The 15,489-nt window shown below is 61.4% G+C and carries 16 protein-coding genes; 4 read left to right on the top strand and 12 right to left on the bottom strand.

The window, feature by feature from the left end:
* Positions 1 to 27 precede the first annotated feature (27 nt).
* A complete protein-coding gene (locus ESZ53_RS04205; protein WP_129071685.1) occupies positions 28 to 516 on the bottom strand; it encodes a tetratricopeptide repeat protein in 489 nt (162 codons plus the stop codon).
* Positions 517 to 635: 119 nt separating this feature from the next.
* On the opposite strand from ESZ53_RS04205, the gene ESZ53_RS04200 reads away from it, so the two are divergent.
* Both ESZ53_RS04200 and ESZ53_RS04195 read left to right on the top strand, forming a co-directional pair.
* Entirely contained in the window at positions 636 to 1,256 is a 621-nt protein-coding gene (locus tag ESZ53_RS04200; RefSeq protein WP_129071684.1) for an ATP-dependent Clp protease proteolytic subunit, read from the top strand.
* A gap of 2 nt (positions 1,257 to 1,258) precedes the next feature.
* Positions 1,259 to 1,933 carry an ATP-dependent Clp protease proteolytic subunit gene (locus tag ESZ53_RS04195; protein ID WP_129071683.1) on the top strand — a complete coding sequence of 225 codons (675 nt, stop codon included), beginning with the start codon at positions 1,259 to 1,261 and terminating at the stop codon, positions 1,931 to 1,933.
* A gap of 108 nt (positions 1,934 to 2,041) precedes the next feature.
* Here ESZ53_RS04195 and ESZ53_RS04190 read toward each other — a convergent pair whose 3' ends face one another.
* The 3 genes from ESZ53_RS04190 to ESZ53_RS04180 all read right to left on the bottom strand — a co-directional run bounded on the left by ESZ53_RS04190 (position 2,042) and on the right by ESZ53_RS04180 (position 4,050).
* Positions 2,042 to 2,680, bottom strand: a complete 639-nt coding sequence (locus tag ESZ53_RS04190) for a copper resistance protein CopC (protein WP_129071682.1) — start codon at positions 2,678 to 2,680, stop codon at positions 2,042 to 2,044.
* 8 nt (positions 2,681 to 2,688) lie between these two features.
* Positions 2,689 to 3,408, bottom strand: a complete 720-nt coding sequence (locus ESZ53_RS04185; protein ID WP_129071681.1) for a YcnI family protein — start codon at positions 3,406 to 3,408, stop codon at positions 2,689 to 2,691.
* 63 nt (positions 3,409 to 3,471) lie between these two features.
* Positions 3,472 to 4,050 (bottom strand): hypothetical protein, encoded by a 579-nt coding sequence (locus tag ESZ53_RS04180; protein ID WP_129071680.1) that lies wholly within the window; start codon positions 4,048 to 4,050, stop codon positions 3,472 to 3,474.
* Between the two features lie 189 nt (positions 4,051 to 4,239).
* Between ESZ53_RS04180 and clpX the strand changes: the two genes are divergently transcribed.
* Positions 4,240 to 5,517, top strand: a complete 1,278-nt coding sequence (gene clpX, locus ESZ53_RS04175; RefSeq protein ID WP_129071679.1) for an ATP-dependent Clp protease ATP-binding subunit ClpX — start codon at positions 4,240 to 4,242, stop codon at positions 5,515 to 5,517.
* Between the two features lie 542 nt (positions 5,518 to 6,059).
* On the opposite strand, the gene ESZ53_RS04170 is transcribed toward clpX, so the two are convergent.
* Positions 6,060 to 8,084 (bottom strand): M3 family metallopeptidase, encoded by a 2,025-nt coding sequence (locus tag ESZ53_RS04170; RefSeq protein WP_129071678.1) that lies wholly within the window; start codon positions 8,082 to 8,084, stop codon positions 6,060 to 6,062.
* A gap of 22 nt (positions 8,085 to 8,106) precedes the next feature.
* On the opposite strand from ESZ53_RS04170, the gene ESZ53_RS04165 reads away from it, so the two are divergent.
* On the top strand, positions 8,107 to 8,898 hold the full coding sequence (locus tag ESZ53_RS04165) for a class I SAM-dependent methyltransferase (RefSeq protein ID WP_129071677.1): 792 nt from the start codon (positions 8,107 to 8,109) through the stop codon (positions 8,896 to 8,898).
* A 45-nt stretch (positions 8,899 to 8,943) separates the two neighbouring features.
* Here ESZ53_RS04165 and ESZ53_RS04160 read toward each other — a convergent pair whose 3' ends face one another.
* From ESZ53_RS04160 to ESZ53_RS04130, 7 genes are all read right to left on the bottom strand, one after another.
* Positions 8,944 to 9,792: a PKD domain-containing protein gene (locus ESZ53_RS04160; RefSeq protein WP_246837378.1), complete on the bottom strand. Its 849-nt coding sequence runs from the start codon at positions 9,790 to 9,792 to the stop codon at positions 8,944 to 8,946.
* Positions 9,793 to 9,800: 8 nt separating this feature from the next.
* A complete protein-coding gene (locus ESZ53_RS04155; protein WP_129071676.1) occupies positions 9,801 to 10,349 on the bottom strand; it encodes a hypothetical protein in 549 nt (182 codons plus the stop codon).
* Between the two features lie 151 nt (positions 10,350 to 10,500).
* Complete coding sequence (locus tag ESZ53_RS04150) at positions 10,501 to 10,731, bottom strand: hypothetical protein (protein WP_129071675.1); 231 nt, start codon at positions 10,729 to 10,731, stop codon at positions 10,501 to 10,503.
* Positions 10,731 to 11,210, bottom strand: a complete 480-nt coding sequence (locus ESZ53_RS04145) for a GNAT family N-acetyltransferase (protein WP_129071674.1) — start codon at positions 11,208 to 11,210, stop codon at positions 10,731 to 10,733. Before ESZ53_RS04145 ends, ESZ53_RS04150 begins: the two co-directional genes overlap by 1 nt.
* Positions 11,211 to 11,273: 63 nt before the next feature.
* The gene (gene valS / locus ESZ53_RS04140; protein WP_129071673.1) at positions 11,274 to 13,871 is read right to left on the bottom strand and encodes a valine--tRNA ligase; all 2,598 of its coding nucleotides are present in this window, start codon (positions 13,869 to 13,871) and stop codon (positions 11,274 to 11,276) included.
* A 147-nt stretch (positions 13,872 to 14,018) separates the two neighbouring features.
* Entirely contained in the window at positions 14,019 to 14,741 is a 723-nt protein-coding gene (locus ESZ53_RS04135; protein ID WP_129071672.1) for a hypothetical protein, read from the bottom strand.
* 150 nt (positions 14,742 to 14,891) lie between these two features.
* Complete coding sequence (locus ESZ53_RS04130) at positions 14,892 to 15,482, bottom strand: TetR/AcrR family transcriptional regulator (protein WP_129071671.1); 591 nt, start codon at positions 15,480 to 15,482, stop codon at positions 14,892 to 14,894.
* Positions 15,483 to 15,489 lie beyond the last annotated feature (7 nt).

Raw genomic sequence — 15,489 nt, 5'->3', positions numbered from 1 at the left:
GACGGATGTCGGCACCTGCGGTGAGAACTAGTCGGCGAGTAGCTCTGCAGCGTACCCGCGCACGGAGCGCTGATAGATCGGGAGGTAGTCGGCGAGTGCCATCAGTGCCACTGCTGCGGCCTGAGTGGGATCACCGCGGCTGGTGAGGGCAAGAGCGAGAAATGCGGCGGTAGGCCCCGTCCACTCATCGTCGGGATGCGTGTGTAACTGCTGCTCGAGTAGAGCGATCGACTCATCGACGCGATTGAGGTTGCGCAGCGTGCTGGCCAGCTGGATCGTCGCCCGGGGCATGAGGGCGGCATCCAACCCATTCTTGATCGCCAGGCGGTACAGCGGCTCGGCCGCGTCCTCTAACCCGGCATAGTCGCGCGCGCCCGCTGCTTCGAAGAGTGCTTCGGCATCGTCGGGGTCACGCTCGGCGACAAGCTCATCGATCGCTGAGACGACGTCGTGCTCGGCCATTGTGCCGGCGTGGGCCCAAATATCTGCGATTCGATCGCGCCAGTTCTGCTGCATTTGGTGAGCCTACAAGCAGCCTCTCGCGACGCGGTACTTTGCCTAGGGCGAACACGCCAGAATCGCGGCGCGTACTCGGATAGATTCGTAACACGCGATAACTGAAATGGAGCGCAACAATGGCCCAACCGGCATTGGTCTCGAGCATCTTCGACCAACTCCTCAAGGACCGCATCATCTGGCTCGGCTCAGAGGTGCGCGATGCAAACGCGAACGAGATCTGCGCAAAGATCTTGCTGCTCGCAGCAGAGGATCCCAAGCGCGACATCTACCTTTACATCAACTCACCCGGTGGATCGATCACCGCGGGAATGGCGATCTACGACACGATGAACTTCGTGCCCAACGACATCGTCACCGTTGGTATTGGCCTTGCCGCCTCGATGGGGCAGTTCCTGCTCTCCTCGGGCACCAAGGGCAAGCGCTACATCACCCCCAACGCGCGCGTGCTCTTGCACCAGCCGTCGGGTGGATTCGGTGGAACGTCTGCTGACATCCAGACTCAGGCTGGCGTCATCCTCGACATGAAGAAGCGCATGGCTGAGCTCACCGCAGAGCAGACCGGCAAGAGCGTCGAGCAGGTTCTGATTGACAACGACCGTGACAACTGGTTCACGGCAAAGCAAGCGCTCGAATACGGCTTCGTTGACCACCTGCGCGAATTCGCATCCGACGTTGTAGGCGGTGGCGGAACCGAAGACAACGCCTCCGACGACAACGCAACCGGCAAGAAGGACTAATCATGGAGAACTTCAACCTCGGAGCACAGGCACCCGCCGGCATCGGCCGCCCGGATGCTGATGCCCGCTACATCCTCCCCACGTTCGAAGAGCGCACGGCCTACGGTTACAAGCGTCAAGACCCGTACGCCAAGCTGTTCGAAGACCGCATCATCTTCTTGGGTGTGCAGATCGACGACGCTTCCGCTGACGACGTTATGGCTCAGCTTCTCGTTCTCGAGAGCCAAGACCCTGACCGCGACATCGTGATGTACATCAACTCACCCGGTGGATCGTTCACCGCGATGACAGCGATTTACGACACGATGCAGTACATCCGTCCGCAGATTCAGACCGTTGTTCTCGGGCAGGCTGCTTCGGCTGCTGCCGTGATCACCGCCGGTGGAACCAAGGGAAAGCGTTTGGCTCTCCCCAACGCCCGCATCCTCATCCACCAGCCCAGCGGTGGGTCGGAAGGGTCGAGCCAGGCGTCGGACATCGAGATTCAGGCACGCGAGATTCTTCGTATGCGTGGTTGGCTCGAAGAGACGCTGTCGCACCACTCGAACCGCACTCCGGAGCAGATCAACAAGGACATCGAGCGCGACAAGATCCTGAGCGCCGCAGAGGCTATGGAGTACGGTCTCATCGACCAAGTGCTCACGAGCCGCAAGACGCTGCCGGCGATCACCAGCTAATACTCGCTTTCACGCAATTGAGGCGGTCACCCCACGGGGTGACCGCCTCAACTCGTTAACGCGCGCCGTGCGGAGGAGATTAGGCAGCGGATTCGCTGACTCACCTTCTTAGAGAGACGCGTCTTTCTTGCGCTTGACGGAGATCAAGAAGATCGCCACTCCAGCAACGAGTACAAGCGCGACCGCGCCGCCGATCAACACTGCGGTTTCAGCGTCAACACTCGCGCCAGCGCCGTTACCGTCAGACACGCTGCTATCGTCTGTGCCCTCGGCCGCTGCAGGGGGAGTGTTCTCCTCGAGCGACCCTCCGCCACAGGCTGGCGGGGCATCGAGCGCCTCAGAGAGCACCTGATCGGCATCGGGCTGCCACGTGAAGTTGATCTCGTCAGAGATGGTGTGGCCATCGGCTGAAACCAGCTGCCAGAGCATCCGGTACTCGCCCGGCTCACCGAGAGCAGCCAGCGTGGAGAGAGACTCGTCGCGGATGCTGACGCAGCCGTCACCGTAGTAGCCGCCGTCGGCATCCAGAATCTGAATCGCGAAACCACCGCCGTCTCCGCCCAGGTCAAGCAATACGTCGTTGGTGGTGACAGAAAACTCGTCGGGTAGCACGGTGAGAGTTGTGCCCTCGAGGGGAGTGCTGTCGACGATGTAGTTGTGGGCAGACGCGGGCGCGGCCACGAGCAGCAGCAGAGCTGCGATCGTGGCCGCGCTGAACGCGGCGCCGATGCGAAAAACTCGACGCATGATTCGAACTACTTAGTGGCGGGGCGACGGAAAGCGAACGCCGCTACGAGCGCGCCGAGACCGGCAACGAGGCCAGCGATTCCGAGACCGCGAGCAACGGGGTCTCCGCTGGATGCCGCCGCAGCGTCGGTGTGCTCGTCTTCGCTGGCATGGTCGTCGCCGTGAGCGTCTTCTTCCGTTTCAGCGTGACCGTGGTCATCTACCGGTGCATCGTTGACGTAGAGGATGGGAGCGGGCTTTTCGGCTCCTTCTTCGGTGCCACTCCAGCTCACCACGGAACCGTCGGTGTACGTCTGGTCGGCCGTCAGGACGACGCTTCCGACATCCGGCACCGGCCCAAGCGAGATAGGGAGCAAGAGTAGCGCGCCATCACCGAGCTCGGAGCCAGCCTGCGCTGTCCACACAATTGAAGTCACTGCTTCGGTGATCTCGCTTTCCCCGACCATGACGGGCTCCGGCAGTTCGCTGCGCACAAGCTCAGCATCCCAACCGGGAACTGGTACAAAGCGCACGCTCGCGAACGGGGTGTCCGTGGGCAGGTTGAGCTGCACCTTGTTAGTTTTCTCGGTGTCGGACTCGTTGGGAACCTTGACCGTGATGAGTGCGTAGCTGCCGGCGTCGGACTGGCCCGGGTCGATCGTCACGTGAGCCATGGCCGCGAGCGGAGCCGCTACCGCGAGTGCTGCTCCTGCCGAGAGGGCGAGGGCAGCTTTAGTAAAGTTTTTCATCGTTTTCTTTCTCACAAAGGGTCGCTAAGGAGCGACAAATATCGGGGGTGCTGGGCGGCAGCGCTAGACCGCGGCGAGGGCGGCCGGCGGGCCCCGATAGCGCGTAATGGCGAGAAAGCGAGCGACGAGCTGCACCACTGGTGCGCTGCGTGGCTCAAGACGGAATTCCAGCACGGGAGTCGCGACGAGAGAAACCGAGATGAAGAGGCGCGAGATAAACATCCGCGCAGTATCGAAGAGGCCCCAAAAAGCGACTTCGGCGTAGCGGAAGGCTATGACGGTCACTGCGGCGGCGACGACGTGAGAGAGCGACATAGCCGAATCAGCGGATTGCGCTGCCGAACTGAAGTCGAACGTCATCGCGGCCATGTTGTGCTGGGCGATTCCCGCCGGGACCAGCATCGAGCTGAAGAGCGCGTGGTACATCGCTTGGCTCGCCGCAATCGCGATGCTCAAACGAGCGAGGGAGATTGTGCGCCCTGCGAGGAGGGTGCAAATACTGATCGAGATCACGAGGGAGACGCCCATACCGAAAAGCGACGGCGTGACTCCACCCGCGAATTGATGGGAAAACGCCGCAGTAAAAGTGGCGAAGAAAGCGGCGATACTGCCACGAAGCACGCGCATGGCACGGGTATGCATGGGGCTCCTTCTGTGGTCGTCGCTAACCCGTCAAGCCTAGTTCGTCTTCGGGGCGCCGCTTGCGCTGCGAATTGCTGCATTTCGTGGTGCAACCGACGCGCCGAAACGCCGCCAGTAGTGGTGACCGAGACTGACCGAATATCGGGTTAGGCTCGTAATCAAGGTATTTACTCAAGGAGAGGAACCGGCATGGCCCGAATTGGGGAAAGCGCGGACCTGCTCAAGTGTTCCTTCTGCGGCAAAAGCCAAAAGCAGGTACAGCAATTGATTGCCGGTCCCGGTGTCTATATTTGCGACGAGTGCGTAGATCTGTGCAACGAGATCATTGAAGAGCGTCTTGCTGAAGCTGGCGAGGAGGCATCGAGCGAATTCGATCTGCCGAAGCCGCGGGAAATCTATGACTTCCTTGAGGAATACGTCATCGGCCAAGAGGCAGCTAAGCGCTCGCTCTCAGTCGCCGTCTACAACCACTACAAGCGCGTGCGCGCTCGTGGAACGATCACTTCGGCCGATGCGGTCATCGATGACGTTGAGATCGCCAAGTCGAACATCCTGCTGATCGGCCCGACCGGTTGCGGTAAGACCTATCTCGCTCAGACCCTCGCCAAGCGCCTTAACGTTCCGTTTGCTGTCGCGGATGCCACAGCGCTGACCGAAGCCGGCTACGTCGGTGAGGATGTCGAGAACATTCTCCTCAAGCTCCTTCAGGCCGCTGATTACGACGTCAAGCGCGCAGAGACCGGCATCATCTACATCGATGAGATCGACAAGATCGCTCGCAAGGCTGAGAACCCCTCCATCACGCGCGATGTCTCTGGTGAGGGCGTTCAGCAGGCTCTGCTCAAGATTCTTGAGGGCACCGTCGCCTCCGTTCCGCCTCAGGGCGGCCGCAAGCATCCGCATCAAGAGTTCATTCAGGTGGACACCACGAACGTGCTCTTCATCGTTGCGGGAGCCTTCTCGGGCCTCGAAGAAATCATCTCGAACCGTGCAGGTAAGAAGGGCATTGGTTTTGGAGCCCCGCTGCACAGCAAGGGCGACGACGTAAACCTCTTCGGCGAAGTTCTGCCAGAAGACCTTCACAAGTTCGGTCTCATTCCCGAGTTCATCGGTCGTCTGCCTGTCGTCACTACGGTGACGCAGCTCGACCAAGTGGCACTCATGGATATCTTGACGACGCCCAAGAACGCTCTCGTGCGTCAGTACCAGCGCATGTTCGAGATCGATGGTGTTGAACTCGAATTCGAGCGCGATGCACTGGAGTCGATTGCCGATCTTGCGGTGTTGCGTCAGACCGGTGCTCGCGGATTGCGTGCCATCCTGGAAGAAGTGCTCGGACCGATCATGTTCGACGTGCCGTCGGACGAGACCGTTGGTCGCGTTATCGTCACCAGAGCTGCTGTTCTAGAGAACGCGGCCCCCACGATTGTTCCCCGCAAGCCAGTGCGCGCGGAGAAGTCCGCTTAGCTGCCGCTCTTGCTCGTCAACGGAGCCGCACTTCTCGACAGAAGTGCTGGTCTTAGATGTGCTGGTCTCACAAGCGCCGGTCTCGGACGCGCAGGTGCCCTCGGGTAGCTGCGCTTTGTGGCGTTTGCCGACGGCGGGCTCCGCGTTAGTTCTTTAGGACGAGTACGAGTGCGGGTTCGAGTGAGCGTCGGCTAAGGCTGCGCCGATGGCGGTCCGTGAAGTGATGTTCCTGAGGGCGATCGCGCCGGGCAAACTCATTGCAGCCAAATTCGGGTGAGGCTGAGATGGGATCGCCCTCAGGACATCGTGCTAGGTGACGTCTAAGTGTGAAGGGGCGCGACTAACGCGACCCGCACTATTGTGCCCGACTGGAGACCGTTAACGAAAGGTTTTCACCAATGTTTGTGGCTCCGGCACAACAATCCACCATCCGCTGTGCTTTTCCTAGGAGCTTCGAACAAAGCGTTCACTTCTAGGGTGCTGCCAACTACGGTGTGGTCGCCGATTCCTGCGCGTCGAAGCCCCGTTCAGTGCGCTGCGCGCTAGTTGAGGCCCCGACGAGTCAGCAAAGGCTGCAGCTCGGCGTCACGCCCACGGAAGTCGCGGAATGCCTCGAGCGGATTCTTTGACCCTCCAACCCCCAGCAGGCGCGAGCGGAAGCGGTCGCCGTTCTCGCGGGAGAGCCCGCCGCTCTCGGTGAACCATTCGACCGTGTCGGCATCCAAGACCTCACTCCAGATGTAGGAGTAGTAGCCAGCGTCATAGGCCGAGTTGGCGAAGATGTGCTGAAAGTAGGTGCTGGAGTAACGTGGGGGAACGGCAGGGTTATCGAGACCGACTTCGGCCAGTGCTTGCGCCTCGAAAGCTGCGACATCCGTCACGTCGTCGTCGGCGCCGATGCGGTGCCACGCCTGATCGATGAGAGCGGCGGCGAGATATTCGCTCGTGAGGAAACCCTCGTTGAACGCGGCGCTCGCCTGAATGCGCTCCACGATCTCGCGCGGCATGGGCTCGCCGGTCTCGTAGTGCTTGGCGTAGTTGTCGAGTACCTCGGGCCAGAGCATCCACATTTCGTTGACCTGGCTGGGGAACTCGACGAAGTCGCGGTAGGTGTTCGTGCCCGAGAACTTGGGGTAGGTGACGCGGGCAAAGAGGCCGTGCAGGGCGTGGCCAAACTCGTGGAACAGGGTGTTGACCTCGTCATAGGTCAGTAGCGTGGTTTCGCCGGAGGCAGGCTTCGGCACGTTGAGGTTGTTGGTGACGATGACCGGATGCCCGAGCAGGTCAGACTGTGAGATGAGCGAGTTCATCCAGGCACCGCCGCGCTTGGAGTCGCGCGTGTACAGGTCGAGAGTGTAGAGCCCGACCTCGCTGCCGTCTTCGTCGGTGACTTCGAAGACGCGCACGTCGGGGTGGTAGGCCGCGAGATCGCGGCGCTCGGTGAAAGTGACGCCGTAGAGCTTGGTCGCAGCGAAGAACACACCGTCTCGAAGCACTCGCTCTGCTTCGAAATATGGTCGCATCTGGGTGGTGTCGACGTTGTACTGCTCGGCGCGCACTTTCTCGGCGTAGAACGCCCAGTCAGCGGCCGTCACTTCGGTGCCCGCGAGCTTCTCGAGTGCTGCATGCTCGTCGCGAGCATTGCGGGCAGCAGCGGGGGCGAGCTTGCCGAGCATGTCAGCGACCCGCTGTGGGTTCTGCGCGGTCTCATCGGCGGTCACCCAGGCCGCGTGGCTGTCGAAGCCTAGGAGGGCCGCACGTTGCGATCGCACCTTCGCGATTTCGAGCACAAGTTCGCGATTGTCGAACTTGCCCCCACGGATGCCGCGAGTGCGCGATGCTGCCATGACTCGGCCCCGAACATCCGCATTCTTCAACACCGAGAGGTGCGGCTGGTTCGTCGGCAGGATGAGGGTGATGAGGTACTTACCTGGGAGGCCGCGGTCGTTGGCGGCGCTGGCGGCTGCCGAAATCTCGGACGGTTCCAAGCCATCGAGCTCGTCGATGCTATCGACGACGACGGCAAGGTCGTTCGTGTCGGCAAGCAAGTTCTTCTCGAACTTCGTGGTGAGGCTCGAGAGACGCGAGTTGTAGTCGCGCAGGGTCGCTTTCGCGTCGTCGCTGAGGCCGGCGCCGGCAAGGGTGAACTCGGTGAAATAGCGCTCGACCAGGTAGCGGGCTTCGGCATCCAACTCAGTGTCGTCGAGACCTTCCCGAATGCTGCGGATGCGCTCGTAGAGGGCGCTGTTGAGGCTGATGGCGTCGTTGTGGGCGGCCAGCTGGGGAGCGATGATCTCTTCGAGGGCATCGGAGGCCGCATCGCCGTCGGCGGAGGTCTTATTGAAGAACACGATCGCCACCCGGCTGAGCAGCTGGCCGCTGGTCTCGAGGGGGATCATGGTGTTCTCGAAGGTCGCCGCTTCTGGCTGAGACGTAATTGCCTCAATCTCGGCGAGCTGTTCGGTCATCCCTTTCGCAAAGGCGGGCGCGTAGTGCTCGTCGTGAATGTCGGCGAATGGGGGCATTCCGAAGGGCAACGTGCTGGGCGCAAAGAAAGGATTGGTCATTGTTCTACCCTATTCTCAGATCATGACCAACGAGCGATATACCCATGGCCATCATGAAAGTGTTTTGAAGTCACACACGTGGCGCACGATCGCGAATTCGGCGGCGTATTTCGAACCGCATCTTGAGGGTGGGCTGTCGCTCCTCGATATCGGTTGTGGGCCGGGCACCATCACGGCCGAATTTGCGGAGCGCCTGGCCCCTGGTCGTGTTGTGGGGTTGGATGCCGCTGCCGCGGTAATCGAAAAGGCATCCGCTTTCACTGCCGACAACCTGAGTTTCATTGTGGGGGACGCGTATGCGTTGCCGTTCGACGATGACAGTTTCGATCTCGTGCATTCGCATCAGACTCTGCAGCATTTGGGCGATCCGGTCGCGGCTCTCGCGGAGATGAAGCGGGTCGCGAAGCCGGGTGGCTTGATCGCGGTGCGGGATGTGGACTATGCGGGCACGATTTGTTTTCCAGAGCTGCCGGGGCTGAAGGTCTGGGCTGACGTCTACGACGCGGTTCACCGCAGCAATGGGGGAGAGCCGAATGCGGGGCGTCGTCTCAAGTCGTGGGCGATGCAGGCCGGTTTGACCGAAGTCACCACGTCGGCATCAATTTGGAACTTCTCTGATGAAACCGATCGTGAGTGGTGGGGAAGCATGTGGGAGGCGCGGGTGCTGGAGTCTGCCTTCGCTGAGGATGCGCTCAGCAAGTCCTTGGCTACGCAGGAGGTATTGCAGCAGATCAGTACTGCCTGGCGGGAGTGGGCCGATTCGCCTCAAGGATGGATGGCGATGCCGCACGGGGAGATTCTCGCGCGGGTGTGAACGTGAAGCCGTAGTCGACGCCGTGCGCGTTGTGTGCTTTTTGGCCTAGCAGCCGATTCCGGTGGGGTTCTCGTTGCAGTCTTGATCAACGAGAACGGTGGTCGCGTGACCGGCGGTCGCGGTGAGTGGCGGCGCCACAATGGTGAGGGTGCCGACCACGCTCCGCCAGCCGCTACCCGCGACACGGTATTCGGCGGCATAGGTAACGGCAAGAGTGATCGTGTAGTCGCCGGGTTCTTCAAAAACATGGCTGGTCGGCGTCGGGTCGAATTCGGCGATCCGGTATTTGGCCCAGGTGCGCCCGGGATTGTCGGTGCTTTCTGTGGTGCCGTCGCCGTAGTCCCAGCTGTAGCTCACTGGTGTAAATCGAACTTGGGCAGTGCCGCCGAAAAGGGTGCCGTCAACGACGTGGGCGGATGCGGCGGAATAGAAGTTGGTGTCGAGGCCGACGATCATCCACTGGTTCGGTTGCATCGCCGCAGCAGGTGCTTGCGGGCGGAATGACCCGATGTCAGAAATTGTGATTGCGGCGGTCGCTGCGGTCGCGGCATCGTCGTCTTCAGCCGGGCGAGTCCACGGCACGCACTCGATGCGCTGGATGTCGCACCATGCTTCCTCGACGTTGTCGAGGCCCTCATCGACGGCCGGAGTGTAGGCGACGCCGTCGGTGTGCGTGGGTTCGTCGTAGTAGCCGCCGTCGCTCCCTCCGCCGCCTCCAGACCCGGCGGAATCTTGTGTTCCCTCAAGATCAATACCTCCGACCCCTACCGCTGCATCGACATAACAGTCCGGGCTGTCGTCTAGTTCCGCCCCGGCCTGACAAGTCCGCGATAAAGCCAGCGATGCGCTGTCGATCGGCGAGAAGTTCACAGAAAGTATCAGCGATGCAGCCATAGCCAGCGCTAGCACGGGGCGTCATCCCAGATTTGGCGATCGGTAAGCAACAAGCCGTCATGGTCCGTGGAGTAATCGAACGTTACTTGCATTGTGCGCGGGGGGACATCTTCAGTTTTGACACGCTCACCGCTTTCGTCGACTAAGAATGCCTTCGACAGGTCTTCGCATAAGTAGATAGTGATGACTTCATGCGCCGACTCATCAGTCGAATAGCGCTGAAGCGTGACTTGATCGAATGTGATGTCGGCAGTCGATCGCTTTCCTTCAGACGCAATGCGCGAATACACCGCGATAGCGTCAGACAACTCGGAGCCGGTTGTCACAGATTCGAAGACGCTCTCTTCCACTACCCCTGTTCGTAGCGCCGTATTGACTGCGTTCAGATACTCACCATAGGCAGCCTCCGCCGCCGCCAGCGCCTCTTCATCGCTCGCATAGGGCGCGACGAAGGTCGCACTCGGCTGAGGCGGTGCCGGGTCGGCGGGAACACAGCCGCTGAGAGACGCTACGAGGAGCGCACCGATCGTGAGTCGTGTGAGATTCGGTAGCCGCATATATTGACGCTAAACGGGTCAGGGGAGACGGGCTCGAACTATCCACAGTACGCAGTGAGGGTTGCCGGCTCCGCGCGATAGCGCGCATGAATGCAAAGGCAAAGGCAAAGGCAAAGGCGCAGGCGCGGAGCGGGCAACAGTGAGCTGTGGGCTAGGAGGTGGGGTCTTTCACGCTGACGCTGCCGTCAGCGGCTTGGCGCACGATGGTGCCGTCGTCGAGTTCTGCGACGGGTCGTGATTCGAGCCACGTGAGCGTCCAACGCCACGCGCTGGTGTCGAGGTGGGCGACATCCGCTTCGACGCCGGCGATTGCCTCGCGCATTGCTGCATCGAGACGCTCAGGAACGTCGCCGCCGACCGGCCATCGTGTGCCGAGCTGCATTACACGTTCTTTTCGTAAAGAATCCACGACGTGCGGTCTGCGACCTTGTCGTAGAGGCGCTTCGCGCTGTCGTTTTCCTTGTTGGTGATCCAGCGGAGCTTTCCGCCGCCATCTTCTGCCGCGCGGGCAGCGATGTCGTCGATGATCGTTCCGGCAACTCCAGCACCGCGGTGCTCGGGGTCAACGTAGAGGTCATCCATAAACCAACCCCACGAGGCGGTGAAGGTATCAGGCAGGCGGCGGTACAGACCGAAGGCGGCAACATGGCCGGGGTCGGGCGCACCCTCTGGAGCTACAGCAACAACTGCGTTCAGCTGCGCTGAGTCATCCATCAACCACTCCCACACGCCCTGAACAATGGCGTCGGTGAATTCGGTTTCGTAGAACACTCCATATTTCACGAAGTGATCTTTCCACTCCTCGAAATCGTCTTTCTGGATGTCGCGGATCGTGTATGAAGGCTTCTCTGAACTCGTCATTCACTCAACAATACGCGGTTTCAGGGTTCGGCGCCGAGGTGGCGCCGAACCCTCAGTAGACCTCTAGACAGAAGCCTCAGGTGCAGCCTCAACCAGAACGATGTCGCGAACCTCAATCTCGTCGGCTTCCACGATCGTCAGATCATGGATGCGGCCGACAGCCTTCAGATCGTCGATAGCAGCAGCGATCAAAGCTGGGCCTGCAAGTGTGGCCGAGCTCACCTCGGTCTTCTGCGATGCCTTGGCGTCAGTCTTGGCGCGACGAATGGTGATGAGCGCCTGGCCGACGGCATGGAACAGACCGCTCGGCTCAGCGGTTACGCCGAGCTCGTCGGCGGTCGGCCACGATGCCGCGTGAACCGAAGTGTCGTGCGTCCAGCGCCAGACCTCTTCCGTAGCAAACGGCAAGTACGGCGCGAAGAGCCGCAAGAACACGTCGATGGCGGTGTGCAGGGCGCGGTTGGCACTGGCCTGAGCTTCGGGAGTTCCGGCACCATAAGCGCGTTCCTTCACGAGCTCAAGGTAGTCATCACAGAAAGCCCAGAAGAACTTCTCGGTTACCTCGAGTGCCTTAGCGTGGTCGAAGTTCTCGAGCGCCGTGGTGGCCTGCGAGACGACCGAGGCGAGCTCGGCGAGCATCTCGAGGTCCAGCGCCTCGGTAACGACGACATCCGATGCCGTCGCCGACGCAGCAGGCGCCGGGAACGAGTACACGAACTTCGACGCGTTCAAGACCTTGATAGCGAGTCGACGACCGATCTTGATCTGCTTCGGGTTCTGCGGGTCGAAGGCCGCGTCAGTTCCGAGGCGACTGGATGCTGCCCAGTAGCGCACCGCATCCGAGCCGTGGTCATCGAGCATGCCCTTGGGCGTAACCACGTTGCCCTTGGACTTGGACATCTTCTTGCGGTCGGGGTCAACGATGAAGCCGGAGATGCCGGCGTTCTTCCACGGCACCGTTCCGTGCTCGAGCTCCGAACGCAGAGCGGTCGAGAACAACCACGTACGAATGATGTCTTGGCCCTGGCTGCGCAGCGAGTAGGGGAAGACTACGTTGAAGAGCTCGGGGTCGGTCTCCCAACCTCCGGCAATCTGAGGCGTCAAGGATGACGTAGCCCAAGTGTCCATGATGTCGAGTTCGCCCTCGAAGCCACCGGGAACGCCACGCTGGTCTTCCGTGTAGCCGGGGGCGGTATCCGACGATGGGTCAATCGGCAGCGATGCTTCGCTGGGAACGATCGGGGCACCCTTTTCACCGTCGGCGTTGAGCTCGTACCAGACGGGGATCGGTACGCCGAAGAAGCGCTGGCGCGAAATAAGCCAGTCGCCCGTAAGGCCACCGACCCAGTTGTCGTAACGAACCCGCATGTGGTCGGGGGTGAAGTTAATCTGCTTGCCAGCCTCGAGCAAACGGCTGCGCAGCTTCTCGTCGCGGGCACCGTTGCTGATGTACCACTGACGCGTCGAAATGATCTCGAGAGGCTTGTCGCCCTTCTCGAAGAATTTCACCTGGTGCTGAATCGGCTTAGCGTCGCCGATCATTTCACCGGACTCCTTGAGAAGCGCCACCATGGCGGCCTTCGCGCTGAAGACCGTCTTGCCCGCAAGCTCGGCGTACGCGGCCTGAGCGGCGTCGCCCACGATGACATCGGGAGCGTCGGCAATAATGCGGCCGTCGGCGCCGATGATCGTGCGGTTCGGCAGATCGAGTTCGCGCCACCAGACAACGTCGGTGACGTCACCGAACGTACAAATCATCGCAATTCCCGAACCCTTGTCTTGCTGAGCAAGGTGGTGCGCCAGAATCGGAACCTCAACACCAAAGATCGGCGTCGTCACCATTGTGCCGAAGAGGTGCTTGTAACGCTCGTCGTCGGGGTGAGCCACGAGAGCAACACAGGCCGGCAGAAGTTCGGGGCGAGTCGTCTCGATGTGGATGTCGTCGCCATCCGCCTGGTGGAAGGCGAGACGGTGGTAAGCGGCAGGCTGCTCTTTGTCTTCGAGTTCAGCCTGCGCAACAGCGGTGCGGAATGTGACATCCCACAGCGTCGGCGCGAAGGCCTGGTAGGCCTCGCCACGGTCAAGGTTGCGCAGGAACGCACGCTGGGCGGCGCGCTGAGCGTCGTCACCAATGGTGCGGTAGGTGAGGTTCCAGTCCACGCTTAAGCCCAGCTGGCGCCACAGGTCTTCGAACTGCTTTTCGTCTTCGGCGGTCAGCGTCTCGCACAACTCAACGAAGTTGCGACGAGAGATCGGCAGCTGGGCGGCAGCCTTCGTCGACTTGCCTTCGCCACCCTGCTGCGGAGGCTCGAAGCTCTCGTCATAGGGGAGCGTGGGGTCGCAGCGCACGCCGTAATAGTTCTGAACCCGACGCTCGGTGGGTAGACCATTGTCATCCCACCCCATCGGGTAGAAGATCTCTTTGCCGCGCATGCGCTGAAAGCGTGTGACCAAGTCCATGTGGGTGTAGCTGAAGACGTGGCCAATGTGCAGGCTGCCGGATGCCGTCGGCGGAGGAGTGTCGACCGAGAAGACGCAGTCAGAACCGTCAGCAAGCGCCTTCTGGCGATCAAACCGGTAGGTGCCTTCGTCTTCCCAGACGGGAGCCCACTTGCCTTCGAGGCCTTCTAGGGCGGGCTTTTCGGGAACGCTCGACGACATAATTACTCCGGTTCGATATGTGCGGCACCGAGTCAAAGAAGAGGTGCCTGAGTGTGATGGGTGACTCAATCGTATCCGAAGAGGGCACGGTGAACGAGAACCCTGCGCGGAGCGCGAAGGTGGAGCGCCGGTGGTGTGCGACCGGGGCTAGTTCTTCGTTACGGTCACCGTCTCGTGGGCCAAATTGCCTACCGAGTCCTCCAACGTCACGGTGTAGACCTCAGATTCATTGCTGCACTGGTAGTCAATTGTGTAGGTCGCCGTCGTAGGTACTTCTTCGTAGGGGGCAGCCTTCGCGTTCGTCGTTGCCACTCCGATCCACGCGGCCACGGCATCCGTGCTGCTCCACGAAAAGGTGAGCTGACTCGTGGGGTTCGCCGACGTGCACATTGCGCTTTCAGGCGCACTGAACGTGGCGAAGGAGGGGCTCGCTACCGGGGGCGGTGGGGCTGTCGTTGGCTCGGGCTCCGGGGCCGATTCCTCGGGTTCAGGCTCAGTTTCGCTCGGCTCGGGGGATGGGCTCTCGCTCGCGGTTGTTGAGGGGGTTGGCGAGGTCGCTACCGGAACAGAATCGCCTGACCCGCGCGTTGCCATCAGCGTCAGCGCGATGACGAGAGCAATGAGAAGCAGCCCGCCCACGATCGCCAGAATGATCAGTAGCGTTCGCGACTTTCCTTCCGGCTCAGAGAACGGAGTCGGCGGCTCACCCGAACCAGGCGGCACCGGTCCGCCTCCCGCAGCTCCGGTGGGTATGCCGCCTGCAGGCTCGAAGCGCACCGTGGGCGCATCACTGCCCTGGGCATCGAAGCGCTTGGTGGGCGCGTCGCCGTTCTGAGCATCGAAACGTTCGGTTGGTTGATCGTTACTCATGGCGTCGCTCCAAAGTGAGGGGGAACATGCAAGGAATTCAGCGTGGCTGAAGCTTAAACCCGCAGCGAGACCGTGTCGAGAGCTGCTCAATAAACGTTGAGCAGACTGCGAGGGAGGGAGCGCGCGAGGCGCGACTGAGCAACCGTGCCGTTAGCGAGCGGCGAGCACCGAATCGAGCGCACGCTCAACGTACGGCTCAAGGCGGCCGCGCTGGGGGCCTGCCTGTGCCCACTCCTGCGCCGCAGCCACCACGCAGGCAATGAGCGCGTACGCCTGGGCTCTGGCCAACGCCGGTTGCACGCCATGACGCTCACCGAAACCTGCCAACAGCCGCGCCTGCGTAGCAAAACGACTCATCGCAGATGCCTGCAGTTCGGCCGCGCTGCCGATCAGGTCGTACTGGGTCAGGATAAACGGCACGTGCTGCGAGTCCAGCGGGGCCACCGCAGCGAGCATTGCAGCGCGAATGGCGTGCGCCGCGTCGGCAGGCTGTGCCGGGTGGTCGGCCAGCGCCGCTTTCAGCCGCTCGGTGGCGGCATCCAGCTCAACCCAGAAAACTTCGCCCTTGGCATCGAAATAGTTGAAGAACGTATTGCGGCTGACGCCCGCGCGGGTGGCGATCTGATCGACCGTGGTGCCGGTGTAGCCATTCTCGATGAACAACTCGAAGGCAGACTCTTGGAGAAGTTCGCGAGAGGCGGCGGGCGGGCGGCCACGGGTGGCAGAGCGGGGAGGTGTCACGGCATCA

Source organism: Salinibacterium sp. UTAS2018 (genome assembly GCF_004118935.1).
In the GTDB taxonomy this organism is placed as follows: Bacteria; Actinomycetota; Actinomycetes; order Actinomycetales; family Microbacteriaceae; genus Rhodoglobus.
This window is presented reverse-complemented; position numbering and strand designations above follow the sequence as displayed.

Excerpts from the sequence above, each read along its gene's own strand:
- ESZ53_RS04190 (WP_129071682.1), bottom strand. The coding sequence starts at position 2,680 with ATGCGTCGAGTTTTTCGCATCGGCGCCGCGTTCAGCGCGGCCACGATC.
- ESZ53_RS04150 (WP_129071675.1), bottom strand. The coding sequence starts at position 10,731 with ATGCAGCTCGGCACACGATGGCCGGTCGGCGGCGACGTTCCTGAGCGT.
- ESZ53_RS04135 (WP_129071672.1), bottom strand. The coding sequence starts at position 14,741 with ATGAGTAACGATCAACCAACCGAACGTTTCGATGCTCAGAACGGCGAC.
- ESZ53_RS04165 (WP_129071677.1), top strand. The coding sequence starts at position 8,107 with ATGACCAACGAGCGATATACCCATGGCCATCATGAAAGTGTTTTGAAG.
- ESZ53_RS04195 (WP_129071683.1), top strand. The coding sequence starts at position 1,259 with ATGGAGAACTTCAACCTCGGAGCACAGGCACCCGCCGGCATCGGCCGC.
- ESZ53_RS04160 (WP_246837378.1), bottom strand. The coding sequence starts at position 9,792 with ATGGCTGCATCGCTGATACTTTCTGTGAACTTCTCGCCGATCGACAGC.
- valS (WP_129071673.1), bottom strand. The coding sequence starts at position 13,871 with ATGTCGTCGAGCGTTCCCGAAAAGCCCGCCCTAGAAGGCCTCGAAGGC.
- ESZ53_RS04205 (WP_129071685.1), bottom strand. The coding sequence starts at position 516 with ATGCAGCAGAACTGGCGCGATCGAATCGCAGATATTTGGGCCCACGCC.
- ESZ53_RS04155 (WP_129071676.1), bottom strand. The coding sequence starts at position 10,349 with ATGCGGCTACCGAATCTCACACGACTCACGATCGGTGCGCTCCTCGTA.
- ESZ53_RS04145 (WP_129071674.1), bottom strand. The coding sequence starts at position 11,210 with ATGACGAGTTCAGAGAAGCCTTCATACACGATCCGCGACATCCAGAAA.
- clpX (WP_129071679.1), top strand. The coding sequence starts at position 4,240 with ATGGCCCGAATTGGGGAAAGCGCGGACCTGCTCAAGTGTTCCTTCTGC.
- ESZ53_RS04185 (WP_129071681.1), bottom strand. The coding sequence starts at position 3,408 with ATGAAAAACTTTACTAAAGCTGCCCTCGCCCTCTCGGCAGGAGCAGCA.
- ESZ53_RS04200 (WP_129071684.1), top strand. The coding sequence starts at position 636 with ATGGCCCAACCGGCATTGGTCTCGAGCATCTTCGACCAACTCCTCAAG.
- ESZ53_RS04170 (WP_129071678.1), bottom strand. The coding sequence starts at position 8,084 with ATGACCAATCCTTTCTTTGCGCCCAGCACGTTGCCCTTCGGAATGCCC.
- ESZ53_RS04180 (WP_129071680.1), bottom strand. The coding sequence starts at position 4,050 with ATGCATACCCGTGCCATGCGCGTGCTTCGTGGCAGTATCGCCGCTTTC.